14 protein-coding genes, 1 pseudogene and 1 riboswitch are annotated in these 16,087 nt (G+C 69.6%); of the genes and pseudogenes, 5 read left to right on the top strand and 10 right to left on the bottom strand.

The genetic code is table 11. The features are described from left to right. The first annotated feature begins 64 nt into the window (after window positions 1–64). Window positions 65–994: a hypothetical protein gene (locus tag ACH4YL_RS35850; RefSeq protein WP_398511708.1), complete on the top strand. Its 930-nt coding sequence runs from the start codon at window positions 65–67 to the stop codon at window positions 992–994. 130 nt (window positions 995–1,124) lie between these two features. Further along, on the top strand, window positions 1,125–2,042 hold the full coding sequence (locus ACH4YL_RS35845) for a hypothetical protein (protein WP_398511707.1): 918 nt from the start codon (window positions 1,125–1,127) through the stop codon (window positions 2,040–2,042). Between the two features lie 17 nt (window positions 2,043–2,059). Here ACH4YL_RS35845 and ACH4YL_RS35840 read toward each other — a convergent pair whose 3' ends face one another. The 4 genes from ACH4YL_RS35840 to rlmN form a co-directional block, all read right to left on the bottom strand. Next, the gene (locus ACH4YL_RS35840) at window positions 2,060–3,082 is read right to left on the bottom strand and encodes an ABC transporter ATP-binding protein (RefSeq protein WP_398511706.1); all 1,023 of its coding nucleotides are present in this window, start codon (window positions 3,080–3,082) and stop codon (window positions 2,060–2,062) included. Next, entirely contained in the window at window positions 3,082–4,698 is a 1,617-nt protein-coding gene (locus ACH4YL_RS35835) for an ABC transporter permease (protein ID WP_398511757.1), read from the bottom strand. The genes ACH4YL_RS35840 and ACH4YL_RS35835 overlap by 1 nt, the downstream gene beginning before the upstream one ends. Before the next feature lie 68 nt (window positions 4,699–4,766). After that, the gene (locus ACH4YL_RS35830; protein ID WP_398511705.1) at window positions 4,767–5,861 is read right to left on the bottom strand and encodes a thiamine ABC transporter substrate binding subunit; all 1,095 of its coding nucleotides are present in this window, start codon (window positions 5,859–5,861) and stop codon (window positions 4,767–4,769) included. Continuing rightward, window positions 5,856–5,960, bottom strand: a riboswitch (TPP riboswitch). It overlaps the preceding gene by 6 nt. 65 nt (window positions 5,961–6,025) lie before the next feature. Next, window positions 6,026–7,132: a 23S rRNA (adenine(2503)-C(2))-methyltransferase RlmN gene (gene rlmN / locus ACH4YL_RS35825; protein ID WP_398511704.1), complete on the bottom strand. Its 1,107-nt coding sequence runs from the start codon at window positions 7,130–7,132 to the stop codon at window positions 6,026–6,028. A gap of 283 nt (window positions 7,133–7,415) precedes the next feature. On the opposite strand from rlmN, the gene ACH4YL_RS35820 reads away from it, so the two are divergent. Both ACH4YL_RS35820 and ACH4YL_RS35815 read left to right on the top strand, forming a co-directional pair. After that, window positions 7,416–8,345, top strand: coding sequence for a hypothetical protein (locus tag ACH4YL_RS35820; RefSeq protein WP_398511703.1), 930 nt, complete (start codon window positions 7,416–7,418; stop codon window positions 8,343–8,345). Between the two features lie 126 nt (window positions 8,346–8,471). Beyond that, entirely contained in the window at window positions 8,472–8,603 is a 132-nt protein-coding gene (locus tag ACH4YL_RS35815) for a hypothetical protein (protein WP_398511702.1), read from the top strand. An 89-nt stretch (window positions 8,604–8,692) separates the two neighbouring features. On the opposite strand, the gene ACH4YL_RS35810 is transcribed toward ACH4YL_RS35815, so the two are convergent. The 6 genes from ACH4YL_RS35810 to rpsB all read right to left on the bottom strand — a co-directional run bounded on the left by ACH4YL_RS35810 (window position 8,693) and on the right by rpsB (window position 14,917). Beyond that, entirely contained in the window at window positions 8,693–9,907 is a 1,215-nt protein-coding gene (locus ACH4YL_RS35810; protein WP_398511701.1) for a hypothetical protein, read from the bottom strand. 399 nt (window positions 9,908–10,306) lie between these two features. Next, complete coding sequence (locus tag ACH4YL_RS35805) at window positions 10,307–11,413, bottom strand: phosphatidate cytidylyltransferase (protein WP_398511700.1); 1,107 nt, start codon at window positions 11,411–11,413, stop codon at window positions 10,307–10,309. Continuing rightward, a complete protein-coding gene (frr, locus tag ACH4YL_RS35800) occupies window positions 11,413–11,970 on the bottom strand; it encodes a ribosome recycling factor (RefSeq protein WP_398511699.1) in 558 nt (185 codons plus the stop codon). The genes ACH4YL_RS35805 and frr overlap by 1 nt, the downstream gene beginning before the upstream one ends. A 125-nt stretch (window positions 11,971–12,095) precedes the next feature. Next, window positions 12,096–12,878 (bottom strand): UMP kinase, encoded by a 783-nt coding sequence (gene pyrH, locus ACH4YL_RS35795; RefSeq protein ID WP_398511698.1) that lies wholly within the window; start codon window positions 12,876–12,878, stop codon window positions 12,096–12,098. Between the two features lie 159 nt (window positions 12,879–13,037). Then, window positions 13,038–13,874, bottom strand: coding sequence for a translation elongation factor Ts (tsf, locus tag ACH4YL_RS35790; RefSeq protein WP_398511697.1), 837 nt, complete (start codon window positions 13,872–13,874; stop codon window positions 13,038–13,040). A 107-nt stretch (window positions 13,875–13,981) separates the two neighbouring features. After that, the gene (rpsB, locus tag ACH4YL_RS35785) at window positions 13,982–14,917 is read right to left on the bottom strand and encodes a 30S ribosomal protein S2 (protein ID WP_398511696.1); all 936 of its coding nucleotides are present in this window, start codon (window positions 14,915–14,917) and stop codon (window positions 13,982–13,984) included. Between the two features lie 257 nt (window positions 14,918–15,174). Between rpsB and ACH4YL_RS35780 the strand changes: the two are divergent. Continuing rightward, window positions 15,175–15,735: pseudogene (locus ACH4YL_RS35780) on the top strand (peptidoglycan DD-metalloendopeptidase family protein); the annotation flags it as partial. Window positions 15,736–16,087 lie beyond the last annotated feature (352 nt).

The following is a 16,087-nucleotide window of genomic DNA, read 5'->3' as shown; positions in this document are numbered from 1 at the left end:
GACGCCGAAGTCACGTCTGGCAGTCCAGCCGGAGTTGGACTGACCCACGTGAACGGAGCCCTTGGTGCTGATCGGCCTACTGACCGCTGTCGCGGCCTCGATCTGTTACGGCACGGGGTCGGTGCTCCAAGCCGTCGGGTCCCGCAAGTCCGCGCGGCGCGAGGCGGCCGCAGCGGGCGTCACACAGCACGGCGGGCCGAGCCTTTCCTCCACCGCGAAGGCCGCGATGACCTGGGAGTTCATCGTCGGCACGATCCTGGACTTCGTCGGCTTCGGGCTGGGCGCGCTGGCCGCGCGGCTGCTGCCGCTGTTCCTCTCCCAGACCGTGATCAGCGCCAATCTGGTGATCACGGCGGTGCTCAGTGTGAAGCTGCTCGGCATCCGGCTGAACCGCGCCGAGTGGACCTCCATCGCCGTCGTCTGCTCGGCGCTGGTGCTGCTGGCGAGCGCGGCGGGCCCGGAGGGCAGCGGCCATACGCCGATCTCCACGCACTGGTGGCTGCTGGCGATCTCGCTGCTGCTGATGGCCGGCGGAACCGTCGTCGTACGTCTCCTCGGCGGACGCGCCGCGATCCTGGCGGGTCTGCTGTCCGGGCTCGGCTTCGGCGCGCTGGGCGTCGGCGTACGTGTGCTGAACGGCATCGACCCCTTCGACCTCGGCGCGCTGCTGTCCGACCCGGCGCTGTACGCGATCCTGGTGGCCGGCATCGGCGGCATGTATCTGCACACGGTCGCACTGCAGATCGGCTCGGTGAACGGTGCGACGGCGGCGCTGGTGGTCGGCGAGACCGTGCTGCCTGGCATGATCGGCGTGCTGTGGCTGGGCGACTCCTCGCGGAGCGGCTTCGCGTGGATGGCGATACTCGGCTTTGTGCTGGCGGTGGCGGGCGCGGTCGCGGTCGCCTGGTTCGGGGCGCCCGAGGCACACGGCACGGGGCCGGAGACCGAGCCGGTGCCCGACTCCGAGCCGGAAGAGCTGGCACCGGTCCATTAGGCCCTGTCCGCCGGCACGTTCGACCGAGCCTTGAGCCCCCTGCCCTGCGCGGCCTTCCGTCCCCGGCCGAACCCGGCTTCACTGGATGACCGGTCGGCTGCGTACGCGGACCGGAGGGGTGGGGACTGGGATGTGGAACAGACGGGGTGTCTTGGCCGCCGGGGCCGCGGCGGGCGTGGTGGCGCTCACCGGGGCCGCGCGGCCGAAGCGGTCCGCTACGGTCGCGGCCGGGCCGCTGGAGTCCGGGCCGCTGGAGATCGTCACCGGCGAGGACCGGTTCGAGTCTCCGGCGACCGCACCCGCCGGCGCCGTGACCTTCCGGGTGCGGACCACCGGCCCGCTCACCGGAACCATCGGCATCGCCAAGCTCCTCGACGGAGCGACCGAAGCCCAGTTCCGCGCCCGGATGCGGCAGGTGTTCGCGGCCGAGGACCCGGCGGACGTCATCCGGGCGTCCAGGGAACTGATGGCCACCGCCGACCAGTTGGGCGGCGCCGCGCCCCACCCCGGAGCCGATTCCACCTTCACCCTGCGCCTGCGGCCCGGCGCCTATCTCGTGCTGGAGTACCTGGACTTCGCGGGCGGGCTGGGCCGTCAGCCCGCGCCGGGACAGGAGTACGTACGCCCGCTCATCGTCGGGACTCACGACTCCGGAGACCGGCCGCCGCGCCCTTGTGGCACGCTGACGGCATTCGACGGACCGGCCGGCGCGCCCCGTTTCGCGCTCAGCGGCCGGATCCTCGCGGACCAGCCGCTTCGCTATGTGAACGCCATGCGCGACCACGTGAACGAGGCCCGCCTGTATCCCGTCGTCGACGACGCGGTCACCGAGGCCGATGTCGTCGCGTTCTTCAAGACCGGCACCGGAGTCCCGCCGATCGACTTCGCGGGAGGGCTCGGCACACCGCCGCTCTCGTCGGGCCGTGAGGTGACGCTGCGGATGCCGATGCGGCCGGGCAGGTATGCCGTCGTCAGCTGGGTGCGCAGCCTGATCGACGCACAGCCGCTGACCGCTCAGGGCCAGTTGCTCATCGTCCGCGTGCCCTGAAAAGACACCCGGAGGTCTCAGCCGAGGACCACCACGTCGTCCGCCGCGAATACCACGCCGACCTCGGCCCCTTCCTCCGGCGCGTCCCGCAGCGCGCACTCCGCCTCCAGCGGCGGACCGTCGTGCGGCCGCAGCCGTACGGCGACGTGGTGGCCGCGGAACGTACGGCCCTCGACCGTGCAGTGCAGCCCGTCGGCCGGATCGGTGAGCCGTACGCCCGTGGGCCGCACCAGCAACCGGCACTCGCCCTCCGGCGAACCGTCCGGCACCGGCACCTTGCCCCACACGGTGTCCGCGGCCGTGCCGCTGACCGTCGCTGCCACCACGTTGTCGAAGCCCAGGAAGCGGGCGACAAACTCGGACGCGGGCCGCTGCCAGACCTCCAGCGGCGTGCCGGCCTGGGCGATCCGGCCTTCGCGCATGACCACGACGCGGTCGGCGAGCGCGAAGGCCTCGCCCTGGTCGTGCGTGACGGCGAGGACCGTGGTGCCCAACCGGCCGAACAGCCCGCGCAGTTCGACCACCAGGCGCTCCCGCAGCCCGCGGTCGAGCTGGCCGAGCGGCTCGTCCAGCATCAGCAGCCGCGGTTCCGGCGCCAGCGCCCGGGCCAGCGCGACCCGCTGCTGCTCGCCGCCGGAGAGCGAGGCGACGGCCCTGCGCCGTGCCCCGGGCAGCCCGACAAGATCCAGCAACTCGTCCACGCGGCGGGCCTGTTCGGCCCGCCCGATGCCGTGCATCCGCAGCCCGAAGGCGACATTGCCGCCGACGTCGCGCTGCGGGAAGAGCTGGTGGTCCTGGAACATCAGACCGACGCCGCGCCGGTGCACCGGCACTGCGGCCTGGTCGGCGCCGGACAGCAGAACCCGCCCGGAGTCCGCGCTCTGCAGCCCGGCGACGATCCGCAGCAGCGTGGACTTGCCGCTGCCGCTCGGCCCGAGGACGCACACGATCTCGTGCTCGGCGACCTCCAGATCCACCGAGTCGAGCGCGGCCCGCGCCCCGAACCGTACGGTCACGTCGTCGATGCGCAGCAAGGCCATCAGAACTCCCCGGAGGTCTTGTCGGTGCGCATCCGTTCCAGGAGCAGCAGCGCCGCTGCGCACACCAGCATGAGGATCGTCGAAAGCGCCATCGCCTGGCCGTAGTTGAGCTCGCCGGGTCGGCCGAGCAGGCGGGCGACGGCGACCGGCAGCGTCGGATTGTCGGGCCTGGCGATGAAGACGGTCGCGCCGAACTCGCCGAGCGACACGGCGAACGCGAAGCCCGCCGCGATCAGCACCGCACGCCGCACCAGCGGCAGATCGACCTCCCGCCACACCCGCAGCGGCGACGCACCGAGCACGGCCGCGGCCTCACGCAGCCGGTCGTCGACCGCGCGCAGCACCGGAAGCATGGTCCGTACGACAAAGGGGACACCGACCAGTGCCTGCGCGAGCGGGACAAGGATCCATGAGGTCCGCAGATCGAGCGGCGGCTCGTCGAGCGTGATCAGAAAACCGAAGCCGACGGTCACCGCGGAAACCCCGAGCGGCAGCATCAGCAGCGCGTCGAACCCGCGCACGAACCGGCCCGCGCGCCGGGTGAGCGCGGCCGCCGCGAGCCCTCCGATGAGCAGGGCGATGGCGGTGGCCGCCAGCGCGTACTGCAGCGAGTTCCAGACCGCCTCGATCGGCGGGACGAGGAAGCTGCCGCCGCCGTCACCCGTCGACTGCAGGGCCCGGTAGAACGCGAAGCCGTATCCGCCCGGCACGTCCAGCGACCGCTCGACGAGCACCCCGAGCGGCACCAGGATCAGCAGCAGCACGGTGGCCAGCACTCCGCCGAGCAGCGCCCAGTCCTTCGCGCCCTTCGGCCGGCGCGCGGTCCCGGCCGGGTCCACCAGCCTCAGCGCGGTCTCCCGCCGCCGTATCGTCCAAGCGTGCACGGCGAGGATCGCACCGACCGCCGCGAACTGCACCAGCGTCAGCACCGCCGCCGTCGGCAGGTCCAGCAGCTGCGCCGTCTGCCGGTAGATCTCCACCTCCAGCGTGGAGAACGTCGGCCCGCCGAGAATCTGTACGACGCCGAAGGAGGTGAAGGTGAAGAGAAAGACCATCAGGGCCGCGGCCGCGACGGCGGGCCCGAGCGCGGGCAGCGTCACGCGTCGCCAGGCCGCGAACCGTCCGGCGCCCAGCACCCGCGCCGCCTCCTCCTGACGCGGGTCGAGCTGCGACCAGAGCCCGCCCACGGTCCGTACGACGACGGCGTAGTTGAAGAAGACATGCGCGAGCAGGATCGCCCACACGGTGGTGTCGAGCCTGATCCCCCACAGCTCGTCGAGCAGCCCGCCGCGCCCCAGCAACGCGAGGAACGCGGTGCCGACGACCACGGTCGGCAGCACGAACGGAACGGTGACCACCGCCCGCAGCAGCCCTTTGCCGGGAAAGTCGAAGCGCGCGAAGACATATGCGGCTGGCAGCGCGATCAGCAGCGTGAGCGCCGTCGACGCGAGCGCCTGCCAGGTGGTGAACCACAGCACGCGCTGCAAGTCCGCGCGGCCCAGCACCTCGCCGATCCGCCCGAACTGCCACACGCCGTCGACTTGGAGCCCGCGGCCGACGATCGCGACGACGGGATACGCGAAGAAGACGGCGAAGAACGCGACGGGCCCGGCCATCAGCCCGAGCCGCACCAGGCTCCCGCGGACCGACTTCCCGCGCGCCGTCTTCCCGCCGTGGGACTTCGTTACTTCACTACGAGCGAGGACCATGACTGGACCCACTGCTCACGGTTCTTGGCGATCTTGTCGGGGTCGACGGTCTCCGGCTTGTCGACGACCGCGCCGAACTTCGTGAACACCTCGGGCAGCTGCGCACCCTTGATCACCGGGTTCACGAACATGTTCAGCGGCATGTCCTCCTGGAACTTCTTGGAGACCAGGAAGTCCAGCAGGGCCTTGCCGCCCTTCTCGTTCTTCGCGCCGTCCAGCAGACCGGCGAACTCGATCTGGCGGAAGCAGGTGCCGGTCGCGACGCCTGTCGGGGCCTCGGCCGGCTGCGGCTCGGAGAAGAGCACTTCGGCCGGCGGGCTGGAGGCGTACGAGACGACGAGCGGCCGGTCCGCCTTGGCCTTCTTGCCGCCGGCGGAGCCGGAGAACTCCTCGTTGTACGCCTGCTCCCAGCCGTCGACGACCTTGACGCCGTTGGCCTTGAGCTTCTTCCAGTAGTCCTGCCAGCCCTCGTCGCCGTACTTCGAGACCGTGCCGAGGAGGAAGCCGAGGCCCGGCGAGGACGTCGCCGCGTTCTCGGTGACCAGCAGGTTCTTGTACTCGGGCTTGATCAGATCGTCGAAGGACGCCGGCGGCTGGAGCTTCTTGTCGGCGAAGTACTTCTTGTCGTAGTTGACGCAGATGTCGCCGGTGTCGACGGGCGTGACACGGTGCTTGTCCTTGTCGAGCTGCACCTCGTCCGGCACCTGGGCCAGGCCCTTGGCCTCGTACGACGTGAACAGGTCGTTGTCGAGGGCGCGCGAGAGCAGGGTGTTGTCGACGCCGAAGAAGACATCGCCCTGCGGCGAGCCCTTGGTGAGGATCTCCTTGTTCAGAGCCGCACCGGCGTCGCCGCTCTTGAGCACCTTGACCGTGTAGCCGGTCTCCTTGGTGAACTCCTTCAGTACGGAGTCGGAGGCGGCGAACGAGTCATGGCTGACGAGCGTCACGGTCTTGGACGTCGAGCCGCCGGAGGAGGAGTCCTTGGACTCCTCGCCGCAGGCCGCGAGGGCGGTGATGCCGACGGCCGCGGAAAGCGCGCCGCCGAGGGCACGCCGAAACTGGCTGTTCATGTGGTGCTGACTCCCTACGCCGGTATGACCCGGATCAGGTCCGAGGGTCTGCGGCCTTGCCGCACTCTCAGCGCTGTGTGCGCTCCCCTGTCGGAATGTTCATTGTTCATTTGTGCGATAGCACAGGCACGGGCACAGTATCAGCCCGCGCCGACGGGCTTGCCTCAGCGTTCGGACGCGGCCAGCTGTCCGCACGCTCCGTCGATCTCCTGGCCACGGGTGTCCCGTACGGTCACGGGCACACCGTGGGCAGCGATCGCCTCGACGAACGCCTTCTCGTCCTCGGGCCGGGACGCCGTCCACTTGGATCCGGGCGTCGGATTGAGCGGAATCAGGTTCACATGGACCCGCCTGCTCTTCAGCATCCGGCCGAGCAGATCACCGCGCCACGCCTGGTCGTTGATGTCCCTGATCAGCGCGTACTCGATGGAGATACGGCGGCCGGACTTCTCCGCGTACTCCCAGGCCGCGTCCAGCACCTCCCGGACCTTCCAGCGGGTGTTCACCGGGACGAGGGTGTCGCGCAGCTCGTCGTCCGGTGCGTGCAGCGAGACGGCGAGACGGCACTTGAAGCCCTCGTCGGCGAAGCGCAGCATCGCGGGCACCAGGCCGACGGTCGAGACGGTGATCCCGCGCTGCGAGAGCCCCAGCCCGTCCGGCTCCGGGTCCGTGAGCCGGCGGACGGCGCCTACGACCCGCTTGTAGTTGGCGAGCGGCTCGCCCATGCCCATGAACACGATGTTCGACAGCCGGGCGGGCCCGCCGGGCACCTCGCCGTCGCGCAGCGCGCGCATGCCGTCGACGATCTGGTGCACGATCTCGGCGGTCGACAGATTGCGGTCCAGGCCAGCCTGCCCGGTGGCGCAGAACGGGCAGTTCATCCCGCAGCCGGCCTGCGACGAGATACACATCGTCACCCGGTCCGGATAACGCATGAGCACGGACTCGACGAGCGTGCCGTCGTGCAGCCGCCACAGGGTCTTGCGCGTGGTGTCGTCGTCGCAGGAGATGTGCCGTACGACGGCCATCAGATCCGGCAGCAGCTCGGACGCGAGCTTCTCGCGGGCGGCGGCGGGGATGTCGGTCCACTGGGCGGGGTCGTGGGCGTACCGCGCGAAGTAGTGCTGCGACAGCTGCTTGGCGCGAAACGGCTTCTCGCCGATCGAGGCGACAGCCTCCTTGCGCTCTGCGGGCGTGAGGTCGGCAAGGTGCCGCGGCGGCTTCTTGGCTCCGCGGGGCGCGACGAAAGTCAGTTCTCCGGGCTTGGGCATGGTGCTACCAGTGTCGCAGAAGGATTCTCGTGACCTGTGGCCGTTGGTTCGGGGGTGGTGGTCATCGGTCGTTGTTGGTCGACGTGGGGCACCCTCGGGCGGCCCGCAGACGGCCCGCGGACGGCCCGGGATCCGAGACGTTCCGCCTGGCCAGGGCCAGACGCGCCGTGCCGGGTGCCCCTAGCAGGGGCGGTGCCGGGCCGCTTGCCGACCGGTGGCGGCCTCCCAAGGGCGGTGGAAGGATCGGAAAGATCCCTTTACGTGGGCGTTCTCGAGGAGCGGCATGGACGACGAGGGCACCAAGGATGTGACGGAAACCGACGTCGATGACGTCGATGACTACGTCGACGAGGAACCCGTCGGTGCGGAGCTCGCGGAGCCGGACGTTCTCCTCGACGTCCCCCTGCTGAAGGTGGACGAGATCACCCTCGACGTCGAAGATCTCCGCGCGAGGGTGTCGCTCCAGGCGGAGGTGCTCGACCTGCTCCGGCTGAACGTGGGGGCGGTCGTGGAGCTGGGCGCCGTCCATCTCGACATCAAGGGCGTGGAGGCGCAAGCGCTGCTGAAGGTGCGTCTGGACAACGTCGTGGAGGTCATCGGGAGGGTTCTGACGACCATCGACCGCAACCCGGACATCCTCAGGGACGTGACCTCAGGCGTCGGGACCGCCGTACGTGAGGTGGGCACTGGGGCGGGCCGTGCGCTCGACGAAGTCGGGCGTGGTGCTGGCGAGGCGGTCGAGGACGTGGGGCGCGGCGCCGGCGAGGCGGTCGAGGACGTGGGGCGCGGCGCCGGCGAGGCGGTCGAGGACGTGGGGCGCGGCGCCGGCGAGGCGGTCGAGGGTGTCGGACGCGGGGCCGAGACCGCGGTGGAGCGCCTGGGTGACGAGACGGGCAGCGCGGTCGCGGGGCTCGCGGAACGGACCGGGGACACGGTGGAGGGAGCCGCCGCGCGGGTCGGCGAGACGCTGCCGGACACCGCAGAGAAAGTGTCCGACGTCCCGAAGGCCGCGAGTGGCGGCGCGACGCGCGCCAGGAAGGCCGGGGGCGCGACAGGTCGCGCAGAACGGAAGCTCGCGCGCAAAGAACCCGCGCGCAAGCGACGGGCCGCCGAAGCCGGCGAGGGGCGGGCGCGACGGGCCGCTGAAACGCCTCGTCGCAAGGTGAAGCGTGTGCGGGAGCAGGCGCCGGAGGAGGACGGCCAGCCTCCGTGAAAGCCTGAACACCAGCACCCGGACATCGAGTTCACCTCCACCGTGGCGGCCGACCGGCTCCGTTTCCGTGAAGCGCCGCGGGCGGACGTCCGTTTCAGCGGGAGCCCCGGCACCCGCTCGGCCACGGTGAGCACGAGAACGAACCTGCCCGACTCGGTCGAGGTCGGCGTGGAGCACCGCAACGTGCAGGTCCGGTACGGGCTGTCGAACACGCTCGACACCGAGGCCCCACCTCATAGCGGCCCCGGGACGTCCTGAGTCTTCGGGGCCGCCGGCAAGAGGCTGACGAATGGAGCGCCGGCTCCGGCCGAGAGAGAGCATCCCGTGCTGTCGCAGCAGCGCCGCACCTATAAGCGTTGCTCCGCTCCGTCCGCAGCGGCAAGGACGCCCAGGATCACCAGGACAACGACGACGAACAGGAGCAGAAGCGCCACGACGGCGGGCGTGGGGTAGTTCCACAGGAAGAGAGTGAGGCCCCCGGCGCCGATGACGGCGCCTGTGGTCAGGGGCCGGTTCGTGCGCAGCCACTGTCCGACGGCACCTGTCGTCAACCCTCTCCGGGCGAGCGCGTGCCCGGCGGTTTCGGTACTTCGGGCTGCGGCTGAGCGCACGGCGGCGGCACCGCGGCCTTGTCCGTACAGATACCCCGCGATCACTGTGAGCAGGGCCGTGAGGAGCACTGTGAGAATGGCCTGCCGGAGGAACCTCACCAGGATGTCGTAGACGGCTGCTGCGGCTTCCTGCGACTGGGCTACCGGAGTCACCGCATCCAGATAGATCTGGCGCATGACGGCGAGTCCGACGAGAAGCCCGCACATCATGACGCCGATGCCGATGCCGCCGGCCATCAGCGCAACCCGGCGTGAAGGTGCCGCCCAGATGCCCAGCCCGGCGAGCACAACCACCGCCAAGGGCAACCACGGGCCGACAACGCCGAGCCAGTGGGCAGCATCACGGGCCTCGCTCAGATTGTCGTTCCGAACCAGCACGATCGACTTGTCGGCCCCGGGAATGTCTGCTGCCTCGACAAGCGTCACGCCGATCAGTTGCTTCTGCAATTCCTCAATCACGTTGGCGACGTTCAGTGTGATGGTGTCGCCCTTGGCCTCGATCGCTCCGCCTCCCTCCCCCGTGAGGACATTCGTCGCGGCGGTGTGCGCGCCGCGGTTGATGCTGTCCCACGCCTTGGCAAAGGCGTCGCTCGTCACCACCTTCCCGACCGCGAAGCGCACGCCGGTCGTCAGTCCGCCCTTGAGCTCTTCATCCAGCGTCCTGGCCGCGTCGACAAGGAAGCGGGGTGCATCACGGTCGGCCAGAGTGTCCGCGACCGCGTCGGTGATCTTGCGAGCGTCAATGTTCTCGACAACGCCGTCAGTGACACGATCAACCATCAGATCCTGGACGGCGGGGTCCCTGGCGAGAGGTGAGACGGTCTGCTCATACCGATCAACATCGGTGACCTCGGAATTTACCCAGGTGGCAATGACGCTGACGGGTGCGAGCAGAACGGCCAGCGTGAGAAGCAGGGAAGCTCCACAGAGTCGCAGACGACGGTGTCGCACGCCGAGAGTGCGCCGGAGTCGCTCGTACTCCGCTCGTTCGGCATCGTCCAACGGGCCGCTCGGCCTCTGTCGGCCATGCTCCTCCGGACCGGAGGCGGGGGGTGGGTCCACGGCGAACTCCCTCCGCCGCGTCCTCGGTGCGCCACGGCGGTATGCGCCCTGCGGGGCGGAAGCTCCAGAAACGGCCAGCCCCTGTCTCTCCATCGTCGTTCATCGGCAACCGGCACGCAGCTTGCCCAGGCGCTCGAGGGTGACGGCGAGGAGCATGCACGACAGCAGAATCAGGCTCCGTCGCAGCGCCGTCTGTTGTCGCAGAGATACGAAGAGGGGCTCGCAGTCCTGTGGACAACGAGCCCCTCACCGGGCTGAGACGCATGCGGCTCCGCCGCGGGACACAGGTCAGCCGCTTCCCACGAAGACCACGAACAGCAGCCAGACCACCGGAGCCGTCGGCAGCAGCGAGTCAAGCCGGTCCATGATGCCGCCGTGGCCCGGCAGCAGCGTGCCCATGTCCTTGATGCCGAGGTCGCGCTTGATCATCGACTCGCCCAGGTCGCCGAGCGTCGCGCTGGCCGCGACCGCGAAGCCCAGCAGCAGACCCTGCCACCAGGTGCCGTCGTCGATCAGGAACTGCATGCACAGCGCGCCGGCCGCCATCGCGAACGTCACCGCGCCCACCAGGCCCTCGCGCGTCTTGCCCGGGCTGATCCGGGGCGCGAGCTTGTGCTTGCCGAACCGCCAGCCCACCGCGTACGCACCGGTGTCGCTGACCACGGTGAGCATCAGAAAGGTGAGCACCCGCTGCGGACCGTCGTCCGCGGTGAGCATCATCGCCACGAAGGTCGCGAGGAAGGGAACGTAGAACGCGGCGAACACACCCGCCGTGACGTCCTTCAGATAGCCCTCGGGCGGCTCGGTCATCCGCCAGACCAGCACCGCGAGCGCGGTGAGCGCCATCGCGACCCACGCGCCCTCGGCCCCGCGCACGTAACCGGCCACGACCATCGCCGCACCGCCGACCGCGAGCGGCACCAGCGGGGCCTTGATCTGCTTGCGTTCCTCGAGCCGGGACGTCAGTTCCCACAGGCCCACGACAACCGCCACCGCGACGACGCCCACGAACACGGCCTTGACGATGAAGAGCGATGCCACGATCACCGCGCCCAGGCCGGCGCCCACCGCTATGGCCGCCCGCAGATCACGACCGGCCCGCTTCTTCTCCGGCTCGGGCGCCGACTGCGGGGTGGGCATGGGCTCCTGCGGAATCTCGTCGCGGAACAGGGGGCCGCTCAGCCGAGCGGCCCCCCGGTCGCGGTCGTTGTGCTCGTCGCGGTCATTACGGTCTTCGGCGTCTCTACCTGCGTCGGGAAAGTCCGGCACGATGGGCATGGGCCGAGTCTGCTGTGCGTCATGCTCATCGTATGCGGGACCCGCCGGGGCAGGCCCCTGGTCGGGCGGCCCCCAGTAGCCGGCTCGCGGCGGGGCCCCCCAGGAAGAGTCGTTCATCAGACCTCGAGCAGCTCGGCTTCCTTGTGCTTCAGCAGCTCGTCCACCTGCGCGACATACTTCGCGGTGGTGTCGTCGAGCTCCTTCTCAGCACGGCGGCCCTCGTCCTCGCCGACCTCGCCGTCCTTGATCAGCTTGTCGATGGTCTGAGTGGCCTTGCGTCGCACGGCGCGGATCGAGATCTTCGAGTCCTCGGCCTTGCTCTTGGCGACCTTGATGTACTCGCGGCGGCGCTCCTCCGTGAGCTCGGGGAACACCACCCGGATGATGTTGCCGTCATTGCTCGGGTTGACGCCCAGGTCGGAGTCCCGGATCGCCTGCTCGATATTGCGCAGCGCGGTCTTGTCGAACGGGGTCACCACGGCCATGCGCGGCTCCGGCACCGAGAACGAGGCCAGCTGGTTGATCGGGGTCAGCGCACCGTAGTAGTCGGCCACGATCTTGTTGAACATCGCCGGGTGCGCACGTCCGGTGCGGATCGCGGCGAAGTCATCCTTGGCGACCAGGACGGCCTTCTCCATCTTCTCCTCGGCCTCGAGGAGGGTCTCTTCGATCACCACTTGCTCCTGCGTGTCTTGAGTAGGCCCGGCATGCAACTGGGCGGGCGGAACCTGTGTCGCGTCTTCCCTGCACGGTGTCCGACCGGCAGGACTTTGTCTATCCCTGGAGGGAGTCCCCCGAGTCAGGCCCGGGTGCCCTGGTCGCTCACGAGAGTGCCGATCTTCTCACCCTTGACGGCCCGCGCGATATTGCCTTCCGTGAGCAGTTCGAAGACGAGGATCGGCAGGGCGTTGTCGCGGCACAGGGTGATGGCGGTGGCGTCCGCGACCTTGAGATTGCGGGAGAGCACCTCGCCGTACTCCAGCGCGTCGAACTTCACCGCGTCGGGGTTCGTCTTGGGGTCGGAGTCGTAGACCCCGTCCACGCCGTTCTTGCCCATCAGCAGGGCCTCGGCGTCGATCTCCAGGGCGCGCTGGGCCGCGGTCGTGTCGGTGGAGAAGTACGGCATGCCCATACCGGCGCCGAAGATGACGACGCGGCCCTTCTCCAGGTGGCGTACGGCGCGCAGCGGAATGTACGGCTCCGCGACCTGGCCCATGGTGATGGCGGTCTGGACCCGGGAGTCGATGCCTTCCTTCTCCAGGAAGTCCTGGAGGGCGAGGCAGTTCATCACCGTGCCGAGCATGCCCATGTAGTCGGAGCGCGCCCGGTCCATTCCGCGCACCTGCAGTTCCGCTCCGCGGAAGAAGTTGCCGCCGCCGATGACGACCGCGATCTCAGCACCGTCGCGGACGACCGCGGCGATCTCGCGGGCGATGGCGTGTACGACATCGGGGTCGACGCCGAGACCTCCGCCGCCGGCGAACGCCTCACCGGAGAGCTTCAGCATGAAGCGCCCGGCCTTTTTCACGTCGTGGTCGCTCTTGTCGTCGGCTGCCTGATTGGCGTCCGCGCCCTTGTTCATGGAGATCTCCTCGTGCACATACGAAGAAGGCCATTGCCGTGGGTCATGGTGTCCCTGTCGGCAATGGCCTCCTCGTCAGATCTGCGGTCGTCCGGCGCCAGCGCGATCGGCGACTGCGTAAGGAACCCTAGCGGGCTCCCGTGTCGATCGCTAAACGCGTCAGATGCCGACCTTGATGCGCGCGAAGCGCTTCAGCGTGACACCGGCCTCGTCCAGGACCTTCTGGACGGACTTCTTGTTGTCGAGCGCGTACGGCTGGCCAAGAAGCGTGGCGTCCTTGAAGAAGCCGTTGAGGCGACCCTCGACGATCTTCGGCAGGGCGGCCTCGGGCTTGCCCTCCTGACGCGTGGTCTCCTCGGCGACGCGGCGCTCGGCCTCGATGACCTCGGCCGGGACGTCCTCGCGGGAGAGGTACTTCGGCGCGAAGGCGGCGATGTGCTGCGCGATGCCCTTGGCGACCTCGGCGTTCTCCTTGTCGAGCTCGACAAGGACGCCGATCTGCGGCGGGAGGTCGGGCATCGTGCGGTGCATGTACGCGGCGACGTACCCACCGGTGAACTGCGCGAAGCGGTCCAGGACGATCTTCTCGCCGAGGTTGGCGTTGGCCTCGTCGACGTACGCCTGGACGGTCTTGCCGGGCTCGATCTCGGAGGCGAGCAGCGCCTCGATGTCGGCCGGGGCGGTCGCGGCGACGTGGGCGGCGAGCGCATTGGCGGCGGCCTGGAACTTGTCGCCCTTGGCGACGAAGTCCGTCTCGCACTTCAGCTCGACGAGGACACCGGAGGTGTTGTCGTCGGCGAGCACGGAAACGACGGCACCGTTCTCGGCAGAGCGGCCCTCGCGCTTGGCGACGCCCTTCTGGCCCTTGATGCGCAGCGCCTCGACGGCCTTGTCGACGTTGCCGTCGGCCTCGTCTAGCGCCTTCTTGCAGTCCATCATGCCGGCGCCGGTGAGCTCGCGGAGCTTCTTGACGTCAGCGGCGGTGTAGTTCGCCATGTCCTTGAATCTCTCTCGAATGTCGAAAGTCGAAGATCTACGGGTGAGCGGCGGGGGCCGGCGCTTGTGGCACCGTCCCCCGCCGTCGACTACCGAAGCTGTGTGCTTCAGGCCTGCTCGGCGTCCGTGGCCGGCTTCTCAGCCTCAGCCTCGGCCTCGGCGGGCTTCTCAGCAGCGGCCTCGGCGGGCTTCTCGGCCTCGACCTCAGCCTCAGCCTTGGCCTCGGCCGGCTTCTCGGCCTCGGCGGCCGGAGCCTCGTCCTTCTTCTCGCCCTCGAGCAGGTCGCGCTCCCACTCGGCGAGCGGCTCGCCCGCGGCCTTCTCGCCCGGCTTGGAGTCACCGGTGGCGACGCCGGAACGGGCGATGAGGCCCTCGGCGACGGCGTCGGCGATCACGCGGGTGAGCAGGGTGACGGAGCGGATCGCGTCGTCGTTGCCCGGGATCTTGTAGTCGACCTCGTCGGGGTCGCAGTTGGTGTCGAGGATCGCGACGACCGGGATGTGGAGCTTGCGCGCCTCACCGACGGCGATGTGCTCCTTCTTGGTGTCGACGATCCAGACGGCGCTCGGCACCTTCTGCATCTCGCGGATACCACCGAGGGTCTTCTCCAGCTTGGCCTTCTCGCGGGAGAGAACCAGGAGCTCCTTCTTGGTGAGGCCGGACGCGGCCACATCCTCGAAGTCGATCTGCTCGAGCTCCTTGAGGCGCTGCAGACGCTTGTAGACGGTGGAGAAGTTGGTCAGCATGCCGCCGAGCCAGCGCTGGTTGACGAACGGCATGCCGACGCGGGTCGCCTGCTCGGCGATGGCCTCCTGGGCCTGCTTCTTCGTACCGACGAACATGATGGAGCCGCCGTGGGCGACGGTCTCCTTGACGAACTCGTAGGCGCGGTCGATGTACGACAGCGACTGGAGCAGGTCGATGATGTAGATGCCGTTGCGCTCCGTGAAGATGAATCGCTTCATCTTCGGGTTCCAACGACGGGTCTGGTGACCGAAGTGGACGCCGCTTTCCAGCAGCTCCCGCATCGTGACGACGGCCATGGCCGTATCTCCTTGGATTCTCGGTTATGTCCTGACGCCCCGACGCGCCGTGCCACGAGGGACCGAGGGGCGCGGCCACCGACCTGAAGAAGGGTGGTGGCGGGGCGTGCGAAGTCGACCCGGTGACCCGGATCGCCAGAAGAAGTGTACGGGACCCGGGCGGTGCCGGGTGACGGCGCTGTCCACAACCGGTCGGTACTCCACAGATCAGGACCATGATCCACTTGGGTGGGCCGTGATGCGGGACGGTCGGTCCCATGTACCGCAGACTTCTCGTTCCTTTACTGCCCCTGTCACTGACCCTGTTACTGACCCTGTTCTCGCTGGTCGTCGCCGGGTGGGCACCTGCGTCGGCCGCGGGGCTCGATGGCGGTGGCGGGCGGAACTGGCCGGTGGGACCGCCGCGGCCGGCGGTGGTCCGCGGCTGGGAGCCGCCGAGCTCGGCCTACGGTCCGGGTCACCGCGGCGTGGATCTTGCCGCGCCACCGGGTACGGAGGTACGGGCCGCGGCGCCGGGCCAGATCACTTTCGCGGGCCGGGTCGCGGGCCGCGGCGTACTCACCGTGAGCCTCACCGGCACGGGTGAGCCTCCGCTGCGCACGACCTACGAACCGGTCAGCGCGCTGCTCCCGGTGGGCACGGACGTGAACGCCGGCCAGGTGGTGGCCCGCGTCGCCCCGGGCCCCTCGCACTGCGACACCGGTTGCCTGCACTGGGGCCTGCTGCGCGGCAAGGAGTATCTGGACCCGCTGTCCCTGCTCCCACCATGGCTCCTGCACCGCCCACCGCCAAGACTCCTCCCAATCTTCGGCACCCCACCACTCGCCTCCCCCGCGCCCCCGGTCGCTGCGGCCCTTGCCACTCGCACCTCGGCCTCAGCAGCCGCGGCGCACGCGGCACTGCTCTTGATCGCGGCGACGCTGAGCCGGTGGGTCTTCACCCGGGCACGGCGACAAGCGGGGGAGCGCCTACTGCACAAGGCGCTCGGGGTCTGGGGCGGAGCCCCGACAGGCCGCAGGCGCGGGGCTGCGGGGGCGACGCCCTCTGCGCACGAGAGGTTCGGGGGCCGAACCCCGGATAGGACGCAGGCGCGGGGGCGCGGGGCGAAGCCCCCCGCTACACGAGAGGCTCGGGGCCTTGGGCAGAGCCCGGACAGGCCGCAGGCGCAGG

The sequence above is a fragment of the Streptomyces sp. NPDC020681 genome (genome assembly GCF_044334895.1).
GTDB lineage: Bacteria > Actinomycetota > Actinomycetes > Streptomycetales > Streptomycetaceae > Streptomyces.
The sequence above is the reverse complement of the archived record's forward strand: the minus strand, read 5'-3'. Positions and strand labels throughout refer to the sequence as shown.